The 26,216-nt window shown below is 42.4% G+C and carries 27 protein-coding genes and 1 riboswitch; of the genes, 25 read left to right on the top strand and 2 right to left on the bottom strand.

The annotated features are described in order from the left end of the window. Positions 1-67 precede the first annotated feature (67 nt). The 9 genes from rluB to aroD all read left to right on the top strand — a co-directional run bounded on the left by rluB (position 68) and on the right by aroD (position 9,534). Positions 68-802 (top strand): 23S rRNA pseudouridine(2605) synthase RluB, encoded by a 735-nt coding sequence (rluB, locus tag JQX68_RS11860; protein ID WP_014664454.1) that lies wholly within the window; start codon positions 68-70, stop codon positions 800-802. Between the two features lie 94 nt (positions 803-896). Further along, complete coding sequence (gene resA / locus JQX68_RS11855) at positions 897-1,436, top strand: thiol-disulfide oxidoreductase ResA (RefSeq protein WP_014664452.1); 540 nt, start codon at positions 897-899, stop codon at positions 1,434-1,436. Further along, a complete protein-coding gene (resB, locus tag JQX68_RS11850; protein ID WP_147772192.1) occupies positions 1,433-3,061 on the top strand; it encodes a cytochrome c biogenesis protein ResB in 1,629 nt (542 codons plus the stop codon). The genes resA and resB overlap by 4 nt, the downstream gene beginning before the upstream one ends. Positions 3,062-3,080: 19 nt before the next feature. Next, positions 3,081-4,256: a cytochrome c biogenesis protein ResC gene (resC, locus tag JQX68_RS11845; protein WP_147772191.1), complete on the top strand. Its 1,176-nt coding sequence runs from the start codon at positions 3,081-3,083 to the stop codon at positions 4,254-4,256. Positions 4,257-4,336: 80 nt separating this feature from the next. Further along, positions 4,337-5,059, top strand: a complete 723-nt coding sequence (gene resD / locus JQX68_RS11840) for a DNA-binding response regulator ResD (RefSeq protein WP_040082743.1) — start codon at positions 4,337-4,339, stop codon at positions 5,057-5,059. Beyond that, positions 5,056-6,825, top strand: a complete 1,770-nt coding sequence (resE, locus tag JQX68_RS11835; protein ID WP_014664448.1) for a sensor histidine kinase ResE — start codon at positions 5,056-5,058, stop codon at positions 6,823-6,825. Before resD ends, resE begins: the two co-directional genes overlap by 4 nt. A gap of 203 nt (positions 6,826-7,028) precedes the next feature. Next, positions 7,029-7,613, top strand: coding sequence for an RNA polymerase sigma factor SigX (sigX, locus tag JQX68_RS11830; RefSeq protein WP_069149801.1), 585 nt, complete (start codon positions 7,029-7,031; stop codon positions 7,611-7,613). Next, entirely contained in the window at positions 7,549-8,655 is a 1,107-nt protein-coding gene (gene rsiX, locus JQX68_RS11825; protein WP_147772190.1) for an anti-sigma-X factor RsiX, read from the top strand. Before sigX ends, rsiX begins: the two co-directional genes overlap by 65 nt. Before the next feature lie 111 nt (positions 8,656-8,766). Continuing rightward, on the top strand, positions 8,767-9,534 hold the full coding sequence (gene aroD / locus JQX68_RS11820; RefSeq protein ID WP_147772189.1) for a type I 3-dehydroquinate dehydratase: 768 nt from the start codon (positions 8,767-8,769) through the stop codon (positions 9,532-9,534). A 42-nt stretch (positions 9,535-9,576) separates the two neighbouring features. Here aroD and serA read toward each other — a convergent pair whose 3' ends face one another. Continuing rightward, positions 9,577-11,154 (bottom strand): phosphoglycerate dehydrogenase, encoded by a 1,578-nt coding sequence (serA, locus tag JQX68_RS11815; protein ID WP_014664444.1) that lies wholly within the window; start codon positions 11,152-11,154, stop codon positions 9,577-9,579. 208 nt (positions 11,155-11,362) lie between these two features. After that, a riboswitch (FMN riboswitch) is annotated at positions 11,363-11,497 on the top strand. Positions 11,498-11,650: 153 nt separating this feature from the next. Here serA and fmnP point away from each other — a divergent pair. Continuing rightward, a complete protein-coding gene (fmnP, locus tag JQX68_RS11810) occupies positions 11,651-12,223 on the top strand; it encodes a riboflavin transporter FmnP (protein WP_014664441.1) in 573 nt (190 codons plus the stop codon). 38 nt (positions 12,224-12,261) lie between these two features. Here fmnP and JQX68_RS11805 read toward each other — a convergent pair whose 3' ends face one another. Then, positions 12,262-12,510, bottom strand: coding sequence for a ferredoxin (locus tag JQX68_RS11805; RefSeq protein ID WP_003225461.1), 249 nt, complete (start codon positions 12,508-12,510; stop codon positions 12,262-12,264). A 266-nt stretch (positions 12,511-12,776) separates the two neighbouring features. Here JQX68_RS11805 and JQX68_RS11800 point away from each other — a divergent pair, with 266 nt between their 5' ends. The 15 genes from JQX68_RS11800 (at position 12,777) to cmk (ending at position 26,209) form a co-directional block, all read left to right on the top strand. Further along, entirely contained in the window at positions 12,777-13,835 is a 1,059-nt protein-coding gene (locus JQX68_RS11800) for a YpbB family protein (protein WP_069150772.1), read from the top strand. Beyond that, positions 13,828-15,318, top strand: coding sequence for a RecQ family ATP-dependent DNA helicase (locus JQX68_RS11795; protein ID WP_205440312.1), 1,491 nt, complete (start codon positions 13,828-13,830; stop codon positions 15,316-15,318). The genes JQX68_RS11800 and JQX68_RS11795 overlap by 8 nt, the downstream gene beginning before the upstream one ends. 26 nt (positions 15,319-15,344) lie before the next feature. Then, complete coding sequence (locus JQX68_RS11790) at positions 15,345-15,947, top strand: CPBP family intramembrane glutamic endopeptidase (RefSeq protein ID WP_024573135.1); 603 nt, start codon at positions 15,345-15,347, stop codon at positions 15,945-15,947. Beyond that, a complete protein-coding gene (locus JQX68_RS11785) occupies positions 15,898-16,626 on the top strand; it encodes a LysM peptidoglycan-binding domain-containing protein (RefSeq protein WP_015251801.1) in 729 nt (242 codons plus the stop codon). The genes JQX68_RS11790 and JQX68_RS11785 overlap by 50 nt, the downstream gene beginning before the upstream one ends. A gap of 62 nt (positions 16,627-16,688) precedes the next feature. Continuing rightward, positions 16,689-17,132 carry a YpbF family protein gene (locus tag JQX68_RS11780; RefSeq protein ID WP_014664436.1) on the top strand — a complete coding sequence of 148 codons (444 nt, stop codon included), beginning with the start codon at positions 16,689-16,691 and terminating at the stop codon, positions 17,130-17,132. An 85-nt stretch (positions 17,133-17,217) separates the two neighbouring features. Next, on the top strand, positions 17,218-17,997 hold the full coding sequence (locus tag JQX68_RS11775) for a metallophosphoesterase (RefSeq protein ID WP_040082753.1): 780 nt from the start codon (positions 17,218-17,220) through the stop codon (positions 17,995-17,997). 158 nt (positions 17,998-18,155) lie between these two features. Continuing rightward, a complete protein-coding gene (locus tag JQX68_RS11770; RefSeq protein ID WP_003230533.1) occupies positions 18,156-18,740 on the top strand; it encodes a genetic competence negative regulator in 585 nt (194 codons plus the stop codon). 158 nt (positions 18,741-18,898) lie between these two features. Continuing rightward, positions 18,899-20,173, top strand: coding sequence for an NAD-specific glutamate dehydrogenase (gene gudB / locus JQX68_RS11765; protein ID WP_014664433.1), 1,275 nt, complete (start codon positions 18,899-18,901; stop codon positions 20,171-20,173). Positions 20,174-20,281: 108 nt separating this feature from the next. Next, positions 20,282-21,256, top strand: a complete 975-nt coding sequence (locus tag JQX68_RS11760; RefSeq protein WP_014664432.1) for a YpdA family putative bacillithiol disulfide reductase — start codon at positions 20,282-20,284, stop codon at positions 21,254-21,256. A 118-nt stretch (positions 21,257-21,374) separates the two neighbouring features. Next, on the top strand, positions 21,375-22,031 hold the full coding sequence (gene prsW / locus JQX68_RS11755; RefSeq protein WP_014664431.1) for a glutamic-type intramembrane protease PrsW: 657 nt from the start codon (positions 21,375-21,377) through the stop codon (positions 22,029-22,031). 152 nt (positions 22,032-22,183) lie between these two features. Then, complete coding sequence (sleB, locus tag JQX68_RS11750; RefSeq protein WP_014664430.1) at positions 22,184-23,101, top strand: spore cortex-lytic enzyme; 918 nt, start codon at positions 22,184-22,186, stop codon at positions 23,099-23,101. A 34-nt stretch (positions 23,102-23,135) separates the two neighbouring features. Continuing rightward, on the top strand, positions 23,136-24,488 hold the full coding sequence (ypeB, locus tag JQX68_RS11745; protein WP_014664429.1) for a germination protein YpeB: 1,353 nt from the start codon (positions 23,136-23,138) through the stop codon (positions 24,486-24,488). Between the two features lie 93 nt (positions 24,489-24,581). After that, a complete protein-coding gene (locus tag JQX68_RS11740; RefSeq protein WP_147772186.1) occupies positions 24,582-25,235 on the top strand; it encodes a cyclic di-GMP receptor DgrA in 654 nt (217 codons plus the stop codon). Positions 25,236-25,279: 44 nt separating this feature from the next. After that, on the top strand, positions 25,280-25,456 hold the full coding sequence (locus JQX68_RS11735) for a YpfB family protein (RefSeq protein WP_052438154.1): 177 nt from the start codon (positions 25,280-25,282) through the stop codon (positions 25,454-25,456). Between the two features lie 78 nt (positions 25,457-25,534). After that, the gene (gene cmk, locus JQX68_RS11730; RefSeq protein ID WP_147772185.1) at positions 25,535-26,209 is read left to right on the top strand and encodes a (d)CMP kinase; all 675 of its coding nucleotides are present in this window, start codon (positions 25,535-25,537) and stop codon (positions 26,207-26,209) included. Positions 26,210-26,216: the final 7 nt, after the last annotated feature.

The raw sequence follows: 26,216 nt of genomic DNA, 5'->3' as shown, positions 1-26,216 counted from the left end.
TATAGGGATTTGAAAAAGCTTGTTTGTTATGGTTGAAAAAAGTAAGATAATACTTGAGGTGAAAGACATGGAAAGACTGCAAAAAGTAATTGCTCATGCCGGAGTTGCGTCGCGCAGAAAGGCAGAAGAGCTGATTAAAGAAGGAAAAGTAAAGGTGAACGGCAAAGTAGTAACAGAGCTCGGTGTTAAGGTCACCGGTTCTGATCAGATTGAGGTAAACGGGTTAAAGGTTGAACGCGAAGAGCCGGTTTACTTTCTCTTATATAAACCGAGAGGCGTTATTTCTGCAGCGCAAGATGATAAAGGACGCAAAGTGGTGACGGACTTTTTTAAAAATATTCCGCAGCGCATTTATCCGATTGGACGCCTGGATTATGATACGAGCGGTCTTTTGCTTTTAACCAATGACGGCGAATTCGCCAATAAGCTGATGCACCCTAAGTATGAAATAGACAAAACATACGTGGCGAAGGTGAAAGGAATCCCGCCTAAAGAGCTGCTCAGAAAGCTGGAGCGCGGAATTAGGCTGGAAGAAGGCAAAACAGCGCCTGCTAAAGCGAAGCTATTGTCTTTGGATAAGAAAAAGCAGACAAGCATTATTCAACTGACGATCCATGAGGGACGCAACAGACAGGTGCGCCGCATGTTTGAAGCGATCGGACATGAGGTAATCAAGCTGAAGCGTGAGGAATACGCGTTTTTAAACCTGCGAGGCCTGCACACGGGAGATGCCAGAGAACTTACGCCTCATGAAGTAAAAAGACTCAGAGCACTGGCGGAGCACGGTAAAAACGCTTTCTAAATTTCACATAACCTTCAAAAAGTAAGAAATGTGAAATGAACTTGCAATGATATAATTGAATGGATCTGCAATAGGGGGAAGGGGGCAGTGGACAATGAAGAAAAAAAGGCGATTATTCATTCGGACCGGCATCCTTCTCGTTTTAATCTGCGCACTTGGCTATACCATTTACAACGCTGTATTTGCCGATAAAGAAAGTATATCCGAAGGGTCCGACGCACCGAATTTTGTCCTTGAGGATACGAATGGGAAACGTATCGAGCTCAGTGACTTAAAAGGGAAAGGTGTTTTTTTGAATTTCTGGGGTACATGGTGTGAACCATGCAAAAAAGAATTTCCTTATATGGCAAACCAATATAAGCATTTTAAAGACCAAGGTGTTGAAATTGTCGCTGTAAATGTTGGGGAGTCAAAGATAGCAGTACATAATTTTATGAAATCCTACGGAGTGAATTTCCCGGTTGTTCTGGATACAGATCGCCAAGTGCTTGATGCCTACGACGTATCTCCGCTTCCGACAACCTTTTTGATTAATCCGGAAGGAAAAGTTGTCAAGGTGGTGACCGGCACTATGACAGAAAGCATGATACACGATTATATGAATCTCATAAAACCCGGAGAAGCTTCGGGATGAAGCAAGTCAAATGTGAATGCGGACATATAAACCCGGTCGGAACCGTTTTATGTGAATCGTGCGGAAGGGCTCTCCAGGAAACTCAGCCTCCGCTCGCTGATATGAGATATGACGGAAGCGCAAGACGTTCGCAAACCTACAACAAAACAATTATCGATAAAATTTGGAATTTCTTTTCCTCGGTTAAGGTGGGAATATGGCTTATTGTCATAACCCTTGCTGCATCAGCGTTCGGCACCATTTTTCCCCAGGAAGCCTATCTGCCTCCGGGCGCACAGGCCGAGACCTATTACAAGGAGCAGTACGGCGTGTTTGGCCAGCTTTATTTTTTGCTCGGGTTTCATCATTTATATGGTTCCTGGTGGTATTTGCTGCTCATTGCCTCGATCGGCATTTCGCTCGTGATTTGCAGCCTTGACCGTGTCATTCCGTTGTACAGAGCATTAAAAAACCAAGGCATCAGAAGGAACCCAGCTTTTTTAAGAAGGCAGCGCTTGTTCAGTGAAACGGCTACTGTGCTGGACGGGGAAGCAAAAGAAAAGATAGTTGCCCTATTAAAGAAAAAACATTATAGAATCAGAGAAAAAGAGGGCAGCATTCTTGCTGAAAAAGGGCGTTTTTCCCGCTGGGGCCCGTATGTCAACCACATTGGATTGATCATCTTTCTGATTGGTGCGATGCTGAGATTTGTGCCAGGCATGTACGTCGATGAGACGCTTTGGGTCAGAGAAGGCGAAACCGCAGCAATTCCGGGTACAGACGGGAAATACTACTTGAAAAACAATCAATTCAGCGTAGAGACCTATAACAGCAAAACGGAAAAAAAGGTATTTGCAGATGCCATTGACAGAGTCGGGGACGGGAGAGTGGCAAAGAGCTTTCAAACCGATGCCGTTCTCTACAAGAGAGAAGGAAAAATTGTTTATGGCGAGAAGCCGAAGCTGAAAAAAGTAACAGAAGAAGACATCCGTGTCAATCAGCCGCTGCGCTTTGATTCTTTTTCCGTTTACCAGGTGGATTATAAAGAAAATCAGCTTGACCAAATGGTGTTCCAGCTGATTGATAAAAAAACAAAAAAATCTTTTGGAAGCCTGAAGATTAACCTTCTGGATCCAGATTCGGTCTATGATCTTGGCAACGGTTACAAAGTGGAAATCGCCAGCTACCTGCCAGACTTCTATTTTAATCAGGACGGAGAACCAAGCACGAAAACAAAGATCCCTAACAACCCGGCTTTTGTCTTTAATATCATAACGCCGGATAAACCAAAGGGTGAAAAGAGCTTTGTCGCCATCCAAGAAACCATCGAAGGATCAGGCAGCAATAAATACAAGCTGAAATTTGACCATGTCGAAACGAAAAACATTACTGGGCTTACAGTCAGAAAGGATCTGACACTCTGGGTGCTTGCTGTCGGTGGAGCCATTTTTATGATCGGTGTCATTCAAGGTATGTACTGGCAGCATCGAAGAATTTGGCTGCACTCACAGGACGGCTCAGTCATGGTGGCGGGGCATACCAATAAAAACTGGTTTGGCCTGAAGAAGGATATAGCATTTATATTGGCTGATTCCGGACTGACTGAACCGGCGGACCAAAAAGAATTAATCAAAACACAGAAATAGGCGAAAAGGGAGTGATGTCATGGCAGAGCTGAGCGGAAATTTTCTTTATGCGGCCTTTCTTGTGTATTTAATCGCTGTCCCGATTTTCGGCGGGGCCATACGAGGAAATAAAGATAAAAAGGGTAGGCAAAACCGATGGGCCAACATTGGAATCACCCTTTCTGTTGTCGGGTTTATTTGCCACCTTGGGTATTTCATCACAAGGTGGGCTGCCAGCGGCCATGCGCCGGTCAGCAATATGTTTGAGTTCACCACCGCTTTTGGCATGATGCTTGTTTTGGCGTTTATTATTCTTTATTTTATTTATAGATTGCCTTCATTAGGCCTGTTTACGCTGTCAATCGCTTTATTGCTGATTGCCTACGCCAGCATGTTTCCGACAGATATCTCGCCTTTAATTCCTTCGCTCCAAAGCAATTGGCTGTATATTCACGTAACAACGGCCGCGCTTGGGCAAGCTATACTTGCCATCAGCTTTGTCGCTGGTGTCATCTTTCTTTTGAAGCATGTAGACCAGACAAAACCAAGCAAAAAAACCTTCTGGCTTGAAGCGATTATGTTTATCCTGGTCACAACCGTCGCCTTTATTGCGGTCACATCAGCATTTCGTCTTGCGGGCTATGAAGCGGAGTTTAACTGGGTGGATAAAAATAAAGAAAAAAGCGTGATGGTGTACGAAATGCCTGCGCTTGTCGGTCCGCATCAGGGAGAGCTTTTGACCGAGGGGAGAATGGAACCGCTTGTTGATCTTCCCGCGCTTTTCTCAGGCAGAAAAGTGAACACTGTCATTTGGTCATTTGGAGCAGGTCTTGTGTTGTATGGGGCTCTCCGTCTGATCATCAGAAAAAGAATCAGCGCTCTTTTACATCCGCTTGTGAAAAACGTCAATCTTGATCTGGTGGATGAGGTTGGGTACAGGGCCGTATCAATCGGGTTTCCGGTCTTTACGCTCGGCGCGCTGGTCTTTGCGATGATTTGGGCTCAGCTCGCGTGGACGAGATTTTGGGGCTGGGACCCTAAGGAAGTATGGGCGCTGATCACGTTTTTGTTTTATGCGGCTTACTTGCATTTAAGACTGTCAAGAGGCTGGCACGGTGAGAAGTCAGCATGGCTGGCCGTAATCGGTTTTGCTATTATTATGTTTAATTTAATATTCGTAAATCTAGTGCTTGCCGGACTTCATTCTTATGCATAGTCCTTTGAAAGCGACACAGTTCTCAAACTTTCTCACGATTTGATAAAATGAAAGTAACAGAAGGAAAGCAGGGGGAAAACATGGACCAAACGAACGAAACAAAAATATTAGTAGTTGATGACGAAGCCAGAATTCGCCGCCTTTTAAGAATGTATCTTGAACGTGAAAATTATGTTATAGATGAAGCGGAAAATGGTGATGAAGCCATTGCCAAAGGGCTTGAAGCCAATTATGATCTGATTTTGCTTGATCTGATGATGCCGGGAACTGACGGAATTGAAGTGTGCCGGCAAATTCGCGAAAAAAAAGCGACACCCATTATCATGCTGACCGCAAAAGGAGAAGAAGCAAACCGGGTGCAGGGGTTTGAAGCGGGCACAGATGATTATATTGTTAAGCCATTCAGCCCAAGAGAAGTCGTGCTGCGGGTAAAGGCTCTTTTGAGAAGAGCATCCCAAACCTCTTATTTCAATGCCAATACACCGACGAAAAATGTGCTCGTGTTTTCACATTTGTCCATTGACCATGATGCTCACCGCGTAACGGCTGATGGAACGGAAGTAAGCCTGACGCCAAAAGAGTATGAACTTCTATACTTCTTAGCGAAAACGCCTGACAAGGTGTATGATCGGGAAAAGCTTCTGAAAGAAGTGTGGCAATATGAGTTTTTTGGTGATTTACGGACAGTGGACACTCACGTCAAACGCCTGAGAGAGAAGCTGAACAAGGTATCTCCGGAAGCAGCGAAAAAAATTGTCACCGTATGGGGTGTAGGTTATAAATTTGAGGTCGGCGCTGAATGAAATTTTGGAAAAGCGTAGTAGGCAAGCTGTGGTTTACGATCCTTTCACTCGTCTTGATCGTATTGTTCATTTTAACGGTTCTTTTGCTGGAGTTTATTGAAAACTACCATGTGGAAGAAGCCGAGAATGATTTAACACAGCTTGCGAATAAAGTAGCTGTCATCTTGGAAAATCACGAGGACCAGGCACTGGCACGGTCAATCACTTGGGAGCTCGCTGATAACTTAACAAGCATTGCCATCATCCAGGATGAGAAGAAGTACTGGTATTCTCCCAATGACAAAAATCGCCTGTCGTCTATTACGGTTGAGCAAATACAGCATGACAAAGACTTAAATAAAGCTCTCCGAGATCATAAAAAAGTAAGCAAACGAACGGGACTGAGTGATACAGATACGGATAATGAACGCTTGATTGTAGGTGTCCCGTATGAAAAAGACGGAAAGAAAGGCATGGTCTTTTTATCCCAGTCTTTGCTTGCCGTTAAAGATACAACAAAACATACGACCCGCTATATTTTTCTTGCCGCGGGGATCGCGATTGTGCTGACCACATTTTTCGCATTCTTTTTATCAAGCAGGGTCACGTACCCGCTCCGAAAAATGAGAGAAGGCGCGCAGGATTTGGCGAAGGGCAAGTTCGATACAAAAATCCCGATTTTAACCCAGGATGAAATCGGTGAACTTGCGACCGCTTTTAATCAAATGGGCCGGCAGCTTAACTTTCATATCAATGCGCTCAATCAAGAAAAAGAGCAGCTTTCTAACATTTTGAGCAGTATGGCTGACGGGGTTATTACCATTAATATTGACGGTACGATTCTTGTGACCAACCCGCCTGCTGAACGTTTTCTTCAGGCTTGGTATTATGAGCAGAACATGAATATCAAAGAAGGCGACAACCTTCCGCCTGAAGCAAAAGAACTGTTCCAAAATGCTGTCAGCACTGAAAAAGAACAAATGATTGAGATGACGCTGCAAGGCAGATCATGGGTGCTTTTGATGTCGCCGCTTTACGCGGAATCGCACGTCAGAGGAGCAGTTGCCGTACTGCGTGACATGACTGAAGAACGCCGCCTTGATAAACTGCGGGAGGACTTTATCGCAAATGTCAGTCATGAGCTGAGAACACCGATCTCTATGCTTCAGGGATACAGTGAAGCGATTGTTGATGACATTGCAAGCTCTGAAGAAGACCGGAAAGAAATCGCCCAAATCATTTATGACGAATCGCTCCGAATGGGCCGACTAGTTAATGATTTGCTTGATTTAGCCCGAATGGAATCAGGCCATACAGGTTTGCATTATGAAAAAATCAATGTCAATGAATTTTTAGAGAAGATTATTCGGAAGTTTTCCGGTGTTGCTAAAGAAAAAGATATTGCTTTACATCATGACATTTCTCTCGCAGAAGAGGAATTTATGTTTGATGAGGACAAGATGGAGCAGGTATTTACCAATTTGATCGATAACGCGCTGCGTCATACTTCATCTGGCGGCATTGTCTCCATTACAGTCCATTCTGTAAAGGATGGATTGAAAGTTGATATCAAAGACTCCGGATCCGGCATACCAGAAGAAGATCTGCCATTTATCTTTGAGCGGTTTTATAAGGCAGATAAAGCGCGAACAAGGGGCAGAGCAGGAACCGGTCTAGGGCTGGCTATCGTTAAAAATATCGTAGAAGCCCACAACGGATCGATTACTGTGCACAGCCGAATAGATAAAGGAACAACATTTACTTTTTATATTCCGACAAAACGGTAAAATCGAGTCTGAATTTGCCGAAGAATCTTGTTCCATAAGAAACACCCGCTGATTGAGCGGGTGTTTTTTTAATAGCCAACATTAATAAAATTTAAGGATATGTTAATATAAATTCCCTTCCAAATTCCAGTTTCTCGTAATATAGTTGTAATGTAACTTTTCAAGCTATTCATACGACAAAAAAGTGAACGGAGGGGTTTCAAATGGAAGAAACCTTTCAATTATTATATGATACATATCATCAAGATTTGTACCAATTTTTATTTTATATGGTAAAGGATAAAAACCAGACAGAAGATCTTCTTCAAGAGGTTTATATCCGTGTATTAAATTCTTATCATACGTTTGAAGGAAGAAGCAGTGAAAAAACATGGCTTTTGTCTATCGCACGCCATGTAGCGATAGACTGGTTCCGTAAACAGCAAACGATCAGACAGCGTATACTTGGCACATTTGACTGGGATACACAGGATGTCAGGGATCAGCAATTGCTTCCGGACGAACTTGCGGTTCAACATGAAAATGCCCGGGAAATTTATGCTGCACTTGATCAATGTACGATCGATCAAAGAGCTGTGATTATCTTGCGGTTTATTCAGGGATATTCAATACAGGAAACAGCCAAAGCTCTGCGCTTCTCGGAAAGCAAAGTAAAAACGACCCAACACAGAGGGCTCAAAGTACTTCGGAAACATATGGAGCTTTTGAGGGAGGAGCTAATGGATGATGAAGTCAGAATGGAACGAAGAACAGATAAAGGAGTTGCTAAGTCAACTTCCGGCAGTTAAAGACCATCGTTCGCCTCAGGATATTTACAAGCGGCTGACGATGGCAAAGCGTAAAAAAAAGCCCGCTGTCAGGTGGATTGGCCCCGCGTGTGCCGCTGCAATTGCGGTTTATATCGCCTTCATTATTTCTCCTCATTTCTTTGATCAGGCACAGCCTCAACAAAAAGAAGCGTCCCAAGAGCACGCAGTAACGAAAACTGAGACAGAAGACAGCCCAAAAGCTGCATCATCCCTGGATCAGACATCGTATGTTGTACCTGAAAAGGAACAAGACAATTACATCACTGTAGCGGTTGCTGATGCCGATACATCCGCAATCATACCCATCAGCATCCAAAAAACAAATGCATACCAAACGATACAGGATATGCTGTTTGTAAGTAGTGAATTGGATATCTTTGATCATGCCATTACGATTCCATCCTTCATAGATGAAGTAGAAATAAAGGAAAACCCAAAGCAGAAGGAATTAAGTGTGCGAGTCCATCAGCCTATTACGGCTTTTTCTGTAAAAGATGATACACTGTTAAAAAAATTGCTGAAAGAATCCTTAAAATGGAGTCCTTATGAAAAAATAAAATTTCTTTCGGATCAAAATGAGCCTGGGGTTCGGATTGGCTCATATGGCACTTTTACGGAAATTTCGATTCCCAAACAGTCAAAACGATCCTACTACTTGTACCAAAATAAACAGGGACAAGACTTTCTCGTTCCGTCAAAAAATTCTTTTGATACAGTAAAAGAAGCGATTATGGAAATGGAATCGAACAGCCAAGAAGATACGAGACCTCTTATTCAAGCGGGTGCTGTCCAATCTGTAACGAAGAAACAGAAACACTTATATATCCGCTTCTCAAAGGACTCAGAAGTTGATGATTCTATTGCCGGTATTTTAATGATTGAGGGACTACTTTTAACTGCAAAAGAGTTTGGCTTCACAGAAGTGACCTTTACGGAAACCAGAACGAAAAAAATCGGCAAATATGACATATCAGATGCAATACCGGTGCCAGCTGCTCCAAATCCGATTTTCTTAAACTAAAAAGGGCCTTTTGAGGCTCTTTTTTAGTTGCTGTTCATATAATAGAAATTTTCAAAAAAAAGTTGTGCGTGTATAATAAAACAAGGTAACGATTGAAAGGATTTGAGACAAGTGAACGTGTTAACGATTAAAGGAGTTTCCATCGGAGAAGGGATGCCGAAAATCATCGTTCCGCTGATGGGAAAAACGGAAGAACAAATTTTGAATGAAGCAGAAGCTGTAAAACTTCTGAATCCGGATATTGTAGAGTGGCGAGTTGACGTATTTGAAAAAGCGAATGACAGAGAAGCGGTCACAAAGATGATTTCTAAGCTTCGTAAGTCTTTAGCGGACGAGCTATTTCTATTTACATTCAGAACCCATAAAGAAGGAGGAAGCCTGGAAATAGACGAAAGCTCCTATCTTGCTTTGCTGGAATCGGCAATCCAAACAAAAGACATCGATCTGATAGACATCGAATTATTTACAGGAGATGCACAGGTAAAATCGTTAGTATCGCTGGCGGAAGAAAACAACGTCTATGTGGTGATGTCAAATCACGACTTTGAAAGAACACCTGCAAAAGATGAAATTCTTTCCAGACTTCGAAAAATGCAGGATTTAGGCGCGCATATTCCAAAAATGGCTGTCATGCCGAATGATACTGGAGATCTTTTAACGCTGCTTGATGCGACGTATACAATGAAAACAAAATATGCAGACCGTCCCATTATTACAATGTCAATGGCTGCAACAGGGCTCATCAGCAGGCTGAGCGGTGAGATTTTTGGATCGGCTTGTACTTTTGGCGCGGGAGAAGAGGCGTCGGCACCAGGCCAAATACCTGTTTCTGAGCTAAGGAGTGTCTTAGACATTTTGCATAAAAACACACGAGAATAGAACAATAAAAAAACTCAAGCTATATAGCTTGAGTTTTTTTGATTATGGCAGATCTATGAGCTTCACAGACACAATATCAGGGACATTTGTTAGTTCTTTCACAATTTTATCTTCCAGATGTCTGTCAAAGGAAAGCATCATGATGGCTTCTCCGCCTTTTTCCTTACGGCCAACCTGCATGGTTGCAATGTTAATATCGTTATCCCCGAGAATACGTCCTACTCGGCCAATCACACCTGTTGTATCTTGATGCTGGATATATACCAAGTGACCTGTCGGATAAAAATCGATATTAAATCCGTTGATCTCGACAATACGTTCCCCGAAATGAGGAATATACGTAGCCGTTACAGTAAAGGTGCTTCGGTCTCCTGTCACTTTTACGCTGATGCAGTTATCATATCCAGATTCAGAAGAGGAAATTTTTTCACTGAAGCTAATGCCGCGTTCTTTTGCGACACCTCCGGCATTGACCTCATTAACAGTAGAGTCAACGCGCGGTTTTAAAAAGCCTGACAAAAGGGCTTTTGTAATGAACGATGTTTCAAGTTTGGCAATTGTGCCTTCATATTGAATGGCAACATCCTGTACCGGTTCTTTCATGCACTGTGATACAAGGCTGCCAATTTTTCCTGCAATTTGATGGTAGGGTTTAATTTTAGCGAATTCATCTTTTGTCATAGCAGGCAGGTTAATAGCTGACATAACAGGTAGACCTTTTGCGAACTGCAGAACTTCTTCTGACACTTGTGCCGCGACATTGAGCTGTGCTTCTTTCGTTGATGCTCCCAGGTGAGGAGTGGCAATGACTAATGGATGATCAACGAGTTTGTTGTCAACTGGCGGTTCAACTTCGAAAACGTCAAGCGCCGCTCCGGCAACATGCCCGCTTTCCAAAGCTTCGAGAAGTGCAGCTTCATCGATAATACCGCCTCGCGCACAGTTAATTAAGCGAACACCTTTTTTCGTTTTTGCAATCGTTTCTTTATTCAATAAGCCTTTTGTTTCTTTTGTTAAAGGCGTGTGAACAGTTATAATATCCGCACTTTCTAGCACTTCTTCAAATGTACGGCTGTTTACGCCGATTTTTTTCGCTCTTTCTTCCGTTAAGAAAGGATCAAAAACGTGCACAGTCATACCGAACGCTCTCGCACGCTGTGCAATTTCGCTTCCGATTCGGCCTAATCCTACAATACCAAGTGTTTTTCCATAAAGCTCTGAACCGACGTAAGCTGTACGGTTCCACTCTCTGGATTTCACTGAGATATTAGCCTGAGGAATATGTCTCATTAAAGAAGAGATCATCGCAAATGTATGCTCAGCTGTTGAAATGGTGTTGCCGTTCGGAGCGTTGATCACGATTACCCCGTGTTTAGTTGCCTCATCAATATCGATATTATCGACACCGACACCGGCTCTTCCGACAATTTTTAAAGAAGTCATTTTGTTGAAAAGGTCTTCTGTTACTTTTGTCGCGCTTCGCACCAAAAGAGCATCAAAAGTATGTAATTCATCTTCTGCATCTGCTACGTTTTTTTGAACGATTTCAATAAAGTCTGATTCAATAAGTGGCTGTAAACCGTCGTTGCTCATTTTGTCTGAGACCAATACTCGAAACATCGTTAGATTTCCTCCTAAATTGACAAACTAAATATCTGATAATTTAACATATTCTCAAAAGAGTGTCAACGTGTATTGACGCAGTAAAGGATAAAAGTAAAGCCTAATATATCAATGTTCTGACAGCTTATAGACAATATTTATAATTTGAAGCAATTCTCTATACAGCCAACCAGTTATCGTTTATAATGGAACTAAATTTCATATGATCAATCTTCGGGGCAGGGTGAAATTCCCTACCGGCGGTGATGAGCCAATGGCTCTAAGCCCGCGAGCTGTTTTTACAGCAGGATTCGGTGAGATTCCGGAGCCGACAGTACAGTCTGGATGGGAGAAGATGGAGGTTCATAAGCGTTTTGAAATTAAAGTTTTCAAACGTTTCTTTGCCTAGCCTAATTTTCGAAACCCCGCTTTTATATATGAAGCGGTTTTTTTATTGGCTGGAAAAGGACCTTTCCGTTTTCGAGTAAGATGTGATCGAAAAGGAGAGAGTGAAGTGAAAGTAAAAAAATTAGTTGTGGTCAGTATGCTGAGCAGCATTGCATTTGTTTTGATGCTGTTAAATTTCCCGTTTCCGGGTCTTCCGGATTATTTAAAAATCGATTTTAGCGATGTTCCCGCTATTATTGCCATTCTGATTTACGGACCTTTGGCGGGTATTGCCGTAGAAGCGATAAAAAATGTTCTTCAGTATATCATTCAGGGAAGCATGGCAGGAGTTCCTGTAGGGCAAATTGCGAATTTTATTGCAGGAACACTCTTTATATTGCCGACTGCTTTCTTATTTAAAAAGCTCAACTCAGCAAAGGGCTTGGCTGTCAGCCTGCTTTTGGGAACTGCAGCGATGACCATTTTGATGAGTATTTTAAATTATGTTCTGATTCTTCCTGCATACACGTGGTTTTTACATTCACCGGCATTATCCGACAGCGCGCTGAAAACAGCAGTCGTTGCGGGTATCCTGCCGTTTAACATGATAAAAGGTATTGTGATTACGGTTGTTTTCTCACTTATTTTTATCAAGCTTAAGCCTTGGATTGAGCAGCAGCGAAGTGCGCATATCCATTAAATAAAAAAGCTCCCGCCGGGGAGCTTTTTTTGTTACTTCTATTCAAATTTAAGCGGGTCGCCTTCAAATGGCTCATCCGCCACTTTGATGGAATCAGTAGGGCATCCTTCAAATGCGTCAATCATATCTTCTTCCAGTACCTCAGGAACTTCGACAACACCTTTGTTTTCGTCAAGCGTTACGAACGCGATGCCTTCATCATCGTAATCGTAAATGTCTGGTGCAGCAGCTCCGCAAGCGCCGCATGCAATACATGTATCTTTGTCTACGATTGTGTACTTTGCCATGAATAAAACCTCCCAGATTGTTCTTGGTGGAACAAATGGATCAATCTTTATAATTTAATCAATTTAACACCTATTCCTCTTACTTATTGTAATGATGTTGCTGCCACATTTCAACAGAAAAATGATTGAGAATGCTTATCACATAAGGGGTTATCTACATAACATCCCCCTTAATGATGACTTTAAACGTCGATTTCTGTTTGAAATCTGTTAAAATAAAAAGAGCAAATCAACGATTTTTGTCAGGAAGAATGTGGGTGAATAGGTTGTCATTAAATTACTTCGATATTATGGTTCTCGATTGCCTTTGCAAAATAAATGGGGAACGGTCGGGAAGCGCTGTTTTTCACCTATTCAAAGGCAAGAGATCGTCACAAACCATTCAAGATGCCGGCTTATTTCAGACTGCAAAATACTTTGGAATGGCGGCGCAATGTTCGAGAAACGATATTTCTGCGTCGCTTGACAAGCTTGAAAAGCATTCATATCTCGCGCCTTTGTCTGAAACAGATACATACAAAGTAACAGCCAGCGGCGAAGGAGTTTTGAGGCATGCCCTTAGTGAGCGGCCTTGGCCCGTTCATTGCCACGGTGCTCATTATCAGCAGGCTGCCAGCGTGCTTTGGAAAAGGCTTTCGCTGCTTGTGCAGGTCTTATCCCATAAGCAGAAAGGGAGCAGGCGATATATTCCTGTCACAAAGGATTACAAGACACTTCACTGGGTAAAGAAATACCTGTCCCGGCATACGGATCATAAAGAGATGGCAAGGAGCCTTTTCGCCATGCTTGAGGCGCATTTGAAAAAGATCGAAGACAAAGCAGCGCAAATTTTTGTCTACTCCTTAACCTCGCACGATCGGATCGGTTATACGAGCAGGCAGCTTGCTGACACGCTGAAAGAAGATGAATGGTATGTCTATATCATGTTTTGGGCTTCGGTACATTATTTTATTCATTCTCTTCCCGAGTGTGAAGATGCTTTGTTAAAGGATCTACTTTCTGATGTGCATTTAGATAATGCCCTGACAGAGTCAACGAGGAAAACATGGCAGATGGTCAAACAAGGGTTCCCGATACATCGAATTGCCGAAATCAGAAAGCTGAAAACAGCGACGATCGAAGACCATATTGTTGAGATTTCTCTTCACGAGCCTGCGTTTATAATTAATGACTATGTATCAGCAGAAGATCAAATCCAAATTGCAGCGTTTGCCAAACGGATGCGGACGAACAAAATCAAACAAATTCGTGACGGTCTGGGGCAGCGGTTCAGCTACTTTCAAATCAGACTGGCATTGACAAAGCAGGTGCAGCAATATGAGTAGATTACAGCAAACGTTACATCATTATTTTGGTTTTACTTCCTTTAAAAAAGGGCAGGAGGACATTATTAGAAGTATTCTCAGCGGGAAGGATACCATTGCAATGCTCCCGACTGGGGGAGGGAAATCGCTTTGCTACCAGCTGCCTGGTTATATGCTTGACGGCATGGTATTAATCGTTTCTCCACTGCTTTCTTTAATGGAAGATCAGGTGCAGCAGCTGAAAGCCCGAGGAGAAAAGCGTGCGGCCGCTTTGAACAGCATGCTTAACAGACAGGAAAGACAATTTGTTTTAGAACATATTCATCGCTATAAATTTTTGTACTTGTCCCCTGAGGCTCTGCAGTCTCCATATGTATTGGAAAAATTGAAAAACGTTCCGATCAGCCTTTTTGTTATTGATGAAGCACATTGTATATCTGAATGGGGCCACGACTTCAGGCCTGACTATTCAAAGCTCGGACAACTGAGAAAAATACTGGGACACCCGCCCGTTTTGGCATTGACTGCTACGGCTACAAAGGATACGCTGCAAGATGTCATGAACCTGCTAGAGCTGCAGCATGCTGACCAGCATCTCAACTCAGTCAACCGCCCGAATATCGCACTGAGGGTTGAAAATGCGGCGGATGCGGCCGAAAAAATAGATAGGGTCATTCAGTTGGTTGAAAACCTGCAAGGTCCAGGAATTGTTTATTGTCCGACACGGAAATGGGCCGAGGAATTAGCTGGTGAAATTAAAAGCAAAACAAGCAGCAGAGCAGACTTTTACCATGGCGGTTTGGAGTCAGGTGACAGAATTTTAATTCAGCAGCAGTTTATTCATAACCAGCTTGATGTGATATGTTGTACGAATGCGTTTGGAATGGGTGTCGATAAACCTGATATCAGATATGTGATTCATTTTCACCTTCCGCAGACGGCTGAAGCTTTTATGCAGGAAATCGGCAGAGCGGGCCGCGATGGAAAGCCGAGTGTCAGCATTTTGCTCCGGGCGCCAGGGGATTTTGAATTGCAGGAGCAGATTATCCAAATGGAGAGTGTCACAGCTGAAGAAATCGCCGACGTGATCCGTGTGCTAGAGAAGACGGAGGAGCGGGATGAGAGAAGACTGCGTGACGTATTAATGCAGTATGGCGCCGGAGAGACACAGGCCCGTATGATGATTCATCTCTTTATGCAGGGGAAAACGTCAGTTGAACTGATGAAGAAAGAAATTTCATATCGCATGGAGCTGAAGCTGGAAAAAATGCACCGTGTATCATTTTTGCTTCAGCGTGACGGCTGTTTAAGGCAGGCACTATTAACCTACTTTGATGAATCATACCAGCCTGATGACGGAAACCTCCCGTGCTGTTCACATTGCGGTTTTGATTTATCCTTGTATGAACAAAAAGGGGAACGGAGTAAAATGGCGCCATTAGACAGCTGGAGTTCGGAATTGCACCGGATATTCAGCTTGCAGACTGTAGGTGAGCTGAACTGAAACAGCAAAAAGATTATATTCAGCATATGTCTGACCGTGATATGCTGAAGCAGTTATATTTGACGCAGCTACTCATCATCTTTGCCGCTGCTGCAGCAGGACTGTTCTTTTTTGAGGATGTACGGGACGTATTAAAGCTCTGGGACATTCGCGATATGCGAATCATCTGGTATGGTGTTTCTATAGCGGTTATTGTTATTTTAGCCGATATGGCAGTAATGAAATGGTTTCCGTCTCATTTATATGATGACGGCGGAATCAATAAAAAAATATTCAGTAAGAGGTCAATCCCTCATATTATATTTTTAACGCTTCTGATTGCTTTCGCGGAAGAAATGTTATTCAGGGGAGTGCTGCAGACTCATATCGGTTTATGGGCGGCCAGCCTTATATTTGCCGCTCTGCACTTTCGGTATTTGTCAAAATGGCTGTTATTTATTATGGTGACAGCAATCAGCTTTTTGCTCGGTCTGATGTATGAATGGACCGGCAACTTATTTGTTCCGATGACGGCGCATTTTATCATTGATGCCGTGTTTGCCTGTCAGATTCGTTTTGAACATGTGAGGAGGGATAAACATGACGAACATGTCGAGAGTAGAGAGAAGAAAAGCCCAGAATCTTTATGAAGATCAAAACGCCGCATTGGCGGACGATTATGTCGATGATGGAGAAAGCCTTCCGACAAGACAATCTGTAAAAAATCAAAGAGAACAGAAAAAAAAGCAAGGCAAAACAAAAACGCCATTATTCACAGTACTCGCAGTAATATTTGTATTTGTGCCGGTTATCGTTTTAGTCACCTTATTTTATCTAAAGAGCCACCCGGATAATCATGACGATTATGAAGATGTTTTTATTGACAGCAGCCAAAGCAAATATGAGGTTGTCCCGAAATCAGAGGATAAAAACGATACCGCAGACACTAAAGAAACCGCACTGCAGAAGGAGTCAAAACAAGAGCCTGAAGATTCCAAGCCAAAAGAGCCGGCAAAAACAGCTGCTGATAAGAAACAGACTGCTGTAGCGGAAAAAGAAGACTCGGCAAATAAGGAGGAAGCAACCGCCGCGGCTGCTTCCTCTTCCCAATCAACAGTACAACAGCAAGAACAGCCAGCTGAGCCAGTTCAAAATGTGCCGAATCGCGTTGTCAAGCACACCGTCCAAAAGAAAGAAACGCTATACCGCATTTCCATGAAGTATTATAAAAGCCGGACAGGAGAAGAAAAAATTCGGGCGTATAATCATCTGAATGGAAATGATGTTTACACCGGACAAGTTTTGGACATCCCCTTAATGGATGAATAGGGCATTTTTTTTCTTTTACGTTCATATATTGTAGCAATGAAAATGGACAAGGTGTGAAGCGTATGGAATCCTTATGGAATCAGCTGGATCAGTTTACAGACGCGCCGACCAAACAGATGCTCCAAGCGCTGGTGAAGCGAAAACAAAAATTTGAAAATTATGCGTTGCAATGCCGCAGATGGCGATGGGCTTCACTTATTTGCTTAGGCTTATTATGTCTTATGATTATGGTCAAAAGCCCGGCGCCTCAGCTCATACTTCAAGAAATGCTCAGCCATACCTTTTATTTATTTTGGATGATGGCAACCGCTTTTGCATACTGCACTTCATATTACTTTAAGAAAAAGGAAGAAAAAGCTGAGGGTGATTTCCATAAACTGAGATGCGAAATTATTCAGAAGAGCACTGATCTTTGGCCGCAGCCGGATAAATGGAAGGCGAGAGAGTCTGTTTTTCAAATGATGAAGCACAGATATGACATTAATCTATATTTTGAAAGTAAATAAAATCGGGCGTTTTCTCAAACGGTAGAAACGTCTTTTTTTATTGTCCGTCTTATTGATAAGTTCTAAAAAAGAATGGAGAGTTTTTATGAAGCTATCAGTGAAAATTGCCAGTGTGCTGACTGTTGCGGCAGCGGCAATGACGGCAAAAATGTATTCAACTGCAAAAGGCAACCATTTAAAAACACATACGTTTCCTTTATCAAAAATGAAGGGCAAGCCGCCACTTACCATCTTTTTTATTTCGGATATTCACAAACGTCTTATCGATCAAGACCTTTTGGAAAAAGCGCGAAGCCATGCCCCTCACCTCGTAATCATCGGCGGAGATTTAGCTGAGGGCGGGGTGCCTATTGCGAGAATTGAGGAAAACATCAAAAGGCTCGCTGATTTAGGAGTTCCTGTTGTATTTGTGTGGGGGAATAATGATTATGAAGTCAAACAGCATAAGCTGTATTCCATATTCAAAGCGCACGGTGTCATCACTCTGAGGAATGAGTCAGTTCCGTTTTCGTACAACGGCCATACGATTGCGATTGCCGGGGTTGATGATATCAGGATGGAGATGGATCATTATGAGGAAGCCATTAAAGAACTTGACAAAAGCCAGCTGAATATTCTAGTTTGTCATAATCCGGAGATTCATGAGCAAATCAATGAAGGTGACGGTATTGATGTGATATTCAGCGGACATACCCATGGAGGTCAGATCAGGTTTGGGAAATTTGGCCCTTATGAACTGGGGAAAACAGGCATTGTTAAAAATGCGGCTTATCTGATCAGCAACGGCTACGGCACGACAAAAGTGCCTCTGCGTTTAGGTGCTGAGCCTGAAACACACATTGTGACTCTTTGCGGACCAGAGTAACTTCTAAAAAGCGAAAATCCATATGGCAATAAAAACTGCATTGTGCTTGTCTTACTAGTGAACTCAGTGTAAACTGATAACAATTAAGAACCTATGACTCATCATCTCATATAATGTGTTATATGATTTGTGTGCAAGTAGAGGCAGGAGGGAACGTTATGCGGCTTGAGCGTCTGAATTATAATAAGATCAAAATCTTTTTAACCCTCGATGATTTGACAGACCGGGGATTGACAAAAGAAGACCTCTGGAAGGACTCATTTAAAGTCCACCAGTTATTTAAAGATATGATGAATGAAGCAAATACAGAGCTCGGCTTTGAAGCGAATGGACCGATTGCAGTGGAAGTGTATTCTCTCCAAGCACAAGGGATGGTCGTGATCGTAACAAAGAACCAAGACGCCGATTCAGAAGACGATGAGTATGATGATGATTACATCGAAATGCAAGTCAAGCTTGATGAAAGCGCGGACATCATATATCAATTCCATTCCTTTGAAGATATCATTCAGCTTTCAGAAAGCTTACAGCGAATCGGTATCACAGGGGGAACTGTTTACCACTATGACGGGCAGTACTTTTTAAGCCTTGAAGATCTGGGGTCACATACGGCTGAGGGGGTTGTGGCGGTTCTGGCTGAATACGGCAATCCGACAACTTTAACGATTTATCGCCTGCAAGAGTATGGTAAGCTCATTATGGACGGTAATGCCGTTGAGACGATACAAACTCATTTTTCATAAGAATGCAACGGAAAACTGCTGATTTCACAGCAGTTTTTTTTTCGGTAAAAAACATGGAAAAACATAACGTTTATTCTATGCACAGATCAGATGAAGGTGTATACTATTCTCTGAAAGGGAGCATGTGAGAAACAGAAGATTCTAGGAGGTTAACTCAAATGGCAGCCGATCGAAACACCGGTCATACAGAAGAGGACAAACTTGATGTATTAAAATCAACCCAAACCGTAATACATAAGGCTCTGGAAAAATTGGGGTATCCCGAAGAGGTATACGAACTGTTAAAAGAGCCGATGAGGCTATTAACGGTAAAAATACCTGTTCGTATGGACGACGGTTCAGTAAAGATTTTCACAGGTTATCGTGCGCAGCACAATGACTCTGTCGGTCCGACGAAAGGCGGGATACGTTTTCACCCGAACGTAACAGAAAAAGAGGTGAAGGCGCTTTCAATTTGGATGAGTTTAAAATGCGGCATAATTGATCTTCCATATGGCGGTGGTAAAGGCGGAATTGTTTGTGATCCAAGGGATATGTCGTTTAGAGAGCTGGAGCGTCTGAGCAGAGGGTATGTCAGAGCGATCAGCCAAATTGTCGGCCCGACAAAAGACGTGCCGGCGCCGGATGTATTTACAAACTCACAAATCATGGCTTGGATGATGGATGAGTATTCAAGAATTGATGAATTTAATTCGCCTGGATTTATTACAGGCAAGCCTCTTGTGCTTGGCGGATCTCACGGGAGAGAATCTGCGACAGCAAAAGGTGTAACCATCTGTATTAAAGAAGCGGCCAAGAAAAAAGGCATCGATATTAAAGGTGCGCGTGTCGTTGTCCAAGGCTTCGGAAACGCGGGAAGCTATTTGGCAAAATTCATGCATGATGCGGGAGCAAAGGTTGTCGGCATCTCAGATGCATATGGCGGACTTTATGATCCGGAAGGCCTTGATATCGATTATTTACTCGACCGACGCGACAGCTTCGGTACTGTAACAAAGCTTTTCAACGATACCATTACGAACCAAGAGCTGCTGGAGCTTGATTGTGATATTCTCGTTCCTGCTGCGATTGAAAATCAAATTACAGAAGAAAATGCCCATAATATCCGGGCTAAAATTGTCGTTGAAGCGGCGAACGGGCCAACAACGCTTGAAGGAACAAAAATTCTTTCAGACCGAGACATTCTGCTTGTACCAGACGTGCTGGCAAGTGCCGGTGGCGTAACAGTTTCTTATTTTGAGTGGGTTCAGAATAACCAAGGCTTCTACTGGAGTGAAGAAGAGGTAGAAGAAAAATTAGAAAAAATGATGATCAAGTCATTTAACAATATTTACGAAATGGCTAATAACCGAAGAATTGACATGAGGCTAGCTGCATATATGGTTGGCGTACGCAAAATGGCTGAAGCTTCGCGTTTTAGAGGCTGGATATAAGTTGATGATTTGCATAAAAATAAAAAATCTCCTATGATAAAATAGGAGATTTTTTTATTCGGAAATAGAAAATATGAAGTGAAATGCCAATCGCAGGAGTTGACAGAAATGATTCAAGAAAAAGCAATTATTATAGGCGGAGGACCTTGTGGACTATCTGCTGCCATTCACCTAAAACAAATTGGCATTGATGCCCTCGTCATCGAAAAAGGCAATGTCGTTAACAGTATTTACAATTATCCGACACATCAAACCTTTTTCAGCTCAAGTGAAAAGCTCGAAATCGGAGATGTGGCATTTATTACAGAAAACAGGAAGCCTGTCAGAATTCAGGCTTTATCGTATTACCGGGAAGTCGTTAAACGGAAAAACATTCGTGTTAATGCGTTTGAAATGGTGCATAAAGTGACGAAAACGGAAAATAACGCATTCGTTATTGAGACGTCAAAAGAGATTTACACGACGCCATATTGTATCATCGCCACAGGCTATTATGATCATCCAAACTATATGAATATACCCGGTGAGGATTTGCCGAAAGTATTTCATTATTTTAAAGAAGGCCATCCGTATTTTGATAAAGATGTTGTGGTCATCGGCGGGAAAAATTCAAGCGTGGACGCCGCCCTTGAACTCGTGAAATCTGGAGCGCGTGTCACAGTTTTATATAGGGGCAATGAGTATTCGCCAAGCATTAAGCCGTGGATCTTGCCCGAATTTGAAGCGCTCGTCAGAAACGGTACAATCCGTATGGAATTTGGCGCCTGTGTCGAAAAAATCACCGAGGATGAAGTTGTGTTTCGTTCCGGAGAGAAAGAACTCATCACCATTAAAAATGATTTTGTATTTGCCATGACAGGCTATCATCCTGACCATCAATTTCTTGAAAAAATTGGTGTTGAGATTGATAAAGAAACAGGACGTCCATTTTTCAATGAAGAAACAATGGAAACGAACGTTGAAGGTGTCTTTATTGCCGGGGTTATTGCTGCGGGAAACAACGCAAATGAAATATTTATTGAAAACGGCAGGTTTCATGGGGGGCATATCGCAGCGGAAATCGCCAAAAGAGAAAACCACTAAAGATGAGGAGCATATGATGCATTCGTATGCTCTTTTTATTTTTTAAGTGCAGACAGATGTAAAATGATAAACAACATGGTAGGATAGACGTAGGAATATAAAGGAAAGAGGTTGCCTGATGTTTGCAATCATCTCTGCAGGAATTGCCCCCGGCATCGCGCTGTTAAGTTATTTTTATTTAAAAGATCAGTATGATAATGAACCTGTACATATGGTGCTTCGGTCGTTTTTTCTCGGGGTTGTTCTTGTATTTCCCACAATGTTTATCCAGTATGTACTTGAAAAAGAGAATGTAGGAGGCGGAAGCTTTTTCGTTTCTTTTTTATCTTCAGGGTTTTTAGAGGAATCATTAAAATGGTTTATACTGATGATCAGTGTTTACCCGCACGCCCACTTTGATGAGCATTATGACGGGATTGTGTACGGTGCAAGTGTATCACTCGGTTTTGCAACCCTCGAAAATATTCTTTATTTAATTGGCCACGGTGTGGAGCATGCGTTTGTCAGAGCGCTCCTGCCTGTTTCATGCCATGCCTTGATTGGTGTGATAATGGGATTTTACCTCGGAAAAGCGCGCTTTTCCGCTGATAAGGCGCGTGTGAAGTGGCTTGTTCTTTCTTTAGTTCTCCCATCCCTTTTGCATGGATCATATGATTTTATCCTGACAGCGCTTAGTAATTGGATTTATTACATGCTTCCATTTATGGTATTTTTATGGTGGTTTGGTTTGCGTAAAGCGAAAAAAGCCCGTTCCGTTAATATGATGCAAGTATAGAAGCCGCACAGCAATCGTGCGGCTTTTTTGTGTACAGTTTTTACAAAAGAGATTTTATGTTCTGAGGGATAACAAGGAAAGAGTGTATAAAAATAACCTCGTTACAGAAAATACGATTACACTTAAAAATTTGCTGTAGGAGGCTTGAAAAGATGAAGTCCAAAGGATCGATTATGGCATGTCTCATCCTTTTTTCCTTTACAATAACGACGTTTATTAATACTGAAACGATCTCTGCCTTTTCGAATCAGGTCATTCAAAGAGGGGCAACAGGGGATGATGTGGTCGAGCTTCAGGCGCGTCTTCAATACAACGGATATTATAACGGAAAAATTGACGGGGTTTATGGATGGGGAACATACTGGGCAGTTCGAAATTTTCAGGATCAATTCGGGTTAAAAGAGGTTGACGGCCTTGTCGGGGCTAAAACAAAGCATACCTTAATATGTAAATCTAAGTATTATCGTGAATATGTTATGGAACAGCTCAATAAAGGGAACACATTCACGCATTACGGAAAAATTCCGCTGAAGTATCAGACGAAACCGTCAAAAGCAGCAACACAAAAAGCAAGACAGCAAGCGGAAGCGAGGCAGAAACAGCCTGCGGAAAAAACAACGCAGCAGCCTAAAGCCAATGCGAATAAACAGCAAAACAATACACCAGCAAAAGCAAGAAAACAGGATGCGGTAGCAGCGAACATGCCTGGTGGATTTTCCAACAACGATATCAGGCTGCTTGCTCAAGCGGTTTATGGCGAAGCCCGGGGCGAGCCATACGAGGGGCAGGTTGCGATTGCAGCAGTCATTTTGAACCGTTTGAACAGCCCGTTATTTCCAAATTCAGTGGCGGGGGTTATTTTTGAGCCGCTTGCCTTCACAGCAGTAGCCGACGGGCAAATTTACATGCAGCCGAATGAAACGGCCCGAGAAGCGGTGCTGGATGCCATCAATGGCTGGGACCCGTCAGAGGAAGCACTTTACTACTTTAATCCCGATACGGCTACAAGTCCGTGGATTTGGGGGCGTCCGCAGATTAAAAGAATCGGTAAACACATTTTCTGTGAGTAGCAGATATGAGAAAGCATAAAAAGAGGTGTGATAAATGATCAGAGGAATTTTAATCGCCGTGCTTGGTATTGCAATAGTCGGTACAGGCTACTGGGGATACAAAGAACACCAGGAAAAAGACGCAGTTCTTCTTCATGCTGAAAATAACTATCAGCGGGCGTTTCATGAGCTTACCTATCAGGTGGATCAGCTTCATGATAAAATCGGAACAACACTTGCCATGAACAGCCAAAAATCACTGTCGCCTGCATTGATTGATGTGTGGAGGATTACTTCTGAAGCACATAACAGCGTCAGTCAGCTGCCGCTTACATTAATGCCGTTTAATAAAACGGAAGAGCTATTATCAAAGATCGGTGATTTCAGCTATAAAACGTCAGTCAGAGATTTGGACCAGAAGCCGCTTGATAAAAACGAGTATACATCACTAAATAAGCTATATCAGCAGTCTGAAGATATCCAAAATGAATTGCGCCATGTTCAGCACCTTGTCATGAGCAAAAACCTTCGCTGGATGGACGTAGAAATGGCACTGGCTTCAGACGAAAAACAAAGTGACAATACAATTATCAACAGCTTTAAAACTGTCGAAAAGAATGTTGGTGCATTCTCCACCGGCACTGACCTTGGCCCTAGTTTCACCAGCACGAAAAAAGAAGAAAAGGGTTTCAGCCACCTGAAGGGAAAACAAATTTCCGAACAGGAAGCAAAACAAATTGCTGAGCGCTTTGCCCCTGATGACAATTATTCAATTAAGGTGGTAAAGAGCGGAAAAAAAACAAATCGCGATGTATATAGCATCAGCATGAAAGACCCAGACCATAAAGCAGCGATTTATATGGATATCACGAAGAAGGGCGGGCATCCGGTATATTTGATCCAAAACAGAGAAGTGAAAAACCAAAAAATCAGTTTGAATGACGGATCGAACCGAGCGCTCGCATTTTTAAAGAAAAACGGATTTGAAACAGATGATTTGGAAATTGATGAAAGTGCCCAATATGATAAAATCGGCGTATTTTCATATGTTCCTGTTGAAAATAAAGTCCGGATGTACCCGGAGGCAATCCGCATGAAAGTGGCCTTGGATGACGGTGAGGTTGTCGGTTTTTCAGCAAGAGACTTCCTAACATCCCACAGAAAAAGAACTATACCTAAGCCGGCAATTACTGAAGCAGAGGCAAAATCTAAATTAAATAAAAATGTACAAGTGAGAGAAACGAGGCTCGCTTTAATTACAAATGAACTTGGTCAAGAAGTGTTATGCTATGAAATGCTCGGAACCATTGAAAATGACACATTTAGAATGTATATAAATGCCAATGATGGCACAGAAGAAAAGGTTGAAAAATTAAAAAATGCAGAACCAATATATAAAGACCTATAAAAAACAGGAGGAAAGGACTAAATGTCTTTTCCTTTTTTTCATTACGTGCTTTAATAAAAACGTGAGTATAATGAATACGAAAGAGTGAAGTCAATGATAGAGATTGGAGAAAATGTACTTTTAGAATATATAGAAGAAAATGAATTGAAAAAGGCAAAAACTAAGGCGGTAAGCATCGAAAACAATGAGCTTTTGATCGCGTATCCGGTTGATGTAGTTACAGGGCGAACTGTGATTTTACATAATGATATAGAGGTAACGGTAGAGTTTGTGGGGAAAGACGAAGTTCCTTACCACTTTACAAGCCGTATAAAAGGCAAAGTGAAGGACAAACTTCAAATGATCTGTCTTGAAGTGCCTCCCCGTGAAAAAATGAAAAGAATCCAGCGCCGCCAGTATGTAAGAACTGATGCGGTATTAGATGTGCAAATTCAGCCGGCAAATGAAGAAGAATTCCGCACACTATCCTATAACATTAGTGCAGGCGGCATCGCCGTGGTTTTAGCTGATGGACGTTCTTTTCAAGCCGGGGAATCATTGCGCCTGATCATCTGTCTTTCTGAAGAGGAGCACACACGTCAAATAGAAACAGAAGCGGTTGTCAGACGTCTCTTTGATGACCCAAAGTCAGGAAAACGCAAAATGACTTTAGAGTATTCAGAAATTGCAGCAAGTGACCAGCAGGCTCTGCTTCAATACTGCATTCGGCGCCAGTTAAAAAAGAGAAGAAAAGCCCGAATGGAATAAACATCGTCAAACACTTCCATACTATTAGTAATGGAGGTGCTCCAATGAAAACATTTGAACGGCTGCTGATCAAATTAGTGTTCATTCAGGCCATCATTTTACTTGGTGTCCAATTTCTTTTTCACTATCAGCATATTGAACCATACGTATCAAAAGTGATTCAATATGAAGGGGTGGATAAAATGGCGGAAAACAATAGGATTGAAACGTTCAAACATTAATTATTCATCAATTTTTCACCCTTTTTCATAAAGTTCATGATACAATCCATAGAGGAGAAAAGAGCAAGGAGAGGAATTATGGAAAAGAAATTATCGATTGCAATCGACGGCCCGGCAGCTGCAGGGAAAAGCACTGTCGCCAAAATTGTGGCTGAGAAAAAATCGTACATATATATTGATACAGGAGCAATGTACCGGGCGATAACGTACGCGGCTTTACAAGAAAACGTTGAGCTGACAAATGAAGAAAAATTGGCTGAGTTATTAAAGCGGACTGACATTGAACTGATTACGACAAAAGAAGGACAAAAAGTACTTGTAAACGGCACTGATGTAACTGAGGCGATCAGAACAGATGAAGTCAGCAACCAGGTTTCAATTGTGGCCAAGCATAGAAGTGTCAGAGAAGAAATGGTGAAACGCCAGCAGCAGCTTGGGGAAAAAGGCGGCGTTGTCATGGATGGTCGTGATATTGGAACTCACGTGCTGCCAAATGCAGAGGTGAAAATCTTTCTTTTGGCATCTGTTGAAGAGAGAGCGAAACGCCGTTATGAAGAAAATGTGAAAAAAGGCTTTGATGTCAACTACGAAACTTTAATTGAGGAAATTGCAAGAAGAGACAAGCTTGATTCAGAGCGTGAGGTATCTCCGCTGCGTAAAGCAGAAGACGCTCTTGAAATCGACACAACATCGCTTTCCATTCAAGAGGTAGCTGATAAAATCCTTGAGGCGGTGGAGCAAAAGTCCCGCTGAGGATGGC

This window comes from Bacillus sp. LJBS06, assembly GCF_016924995.1.
GTDB classification, from domain to species: domain Bacteria; phylum Bacillota; class Bacilli; order Bacillales; family Bacillaceae; genus Bacillus; species Bacillus stercoris.
This window is presented reverse-complemented; position numbering and strand designations above follow the sequence as displayed.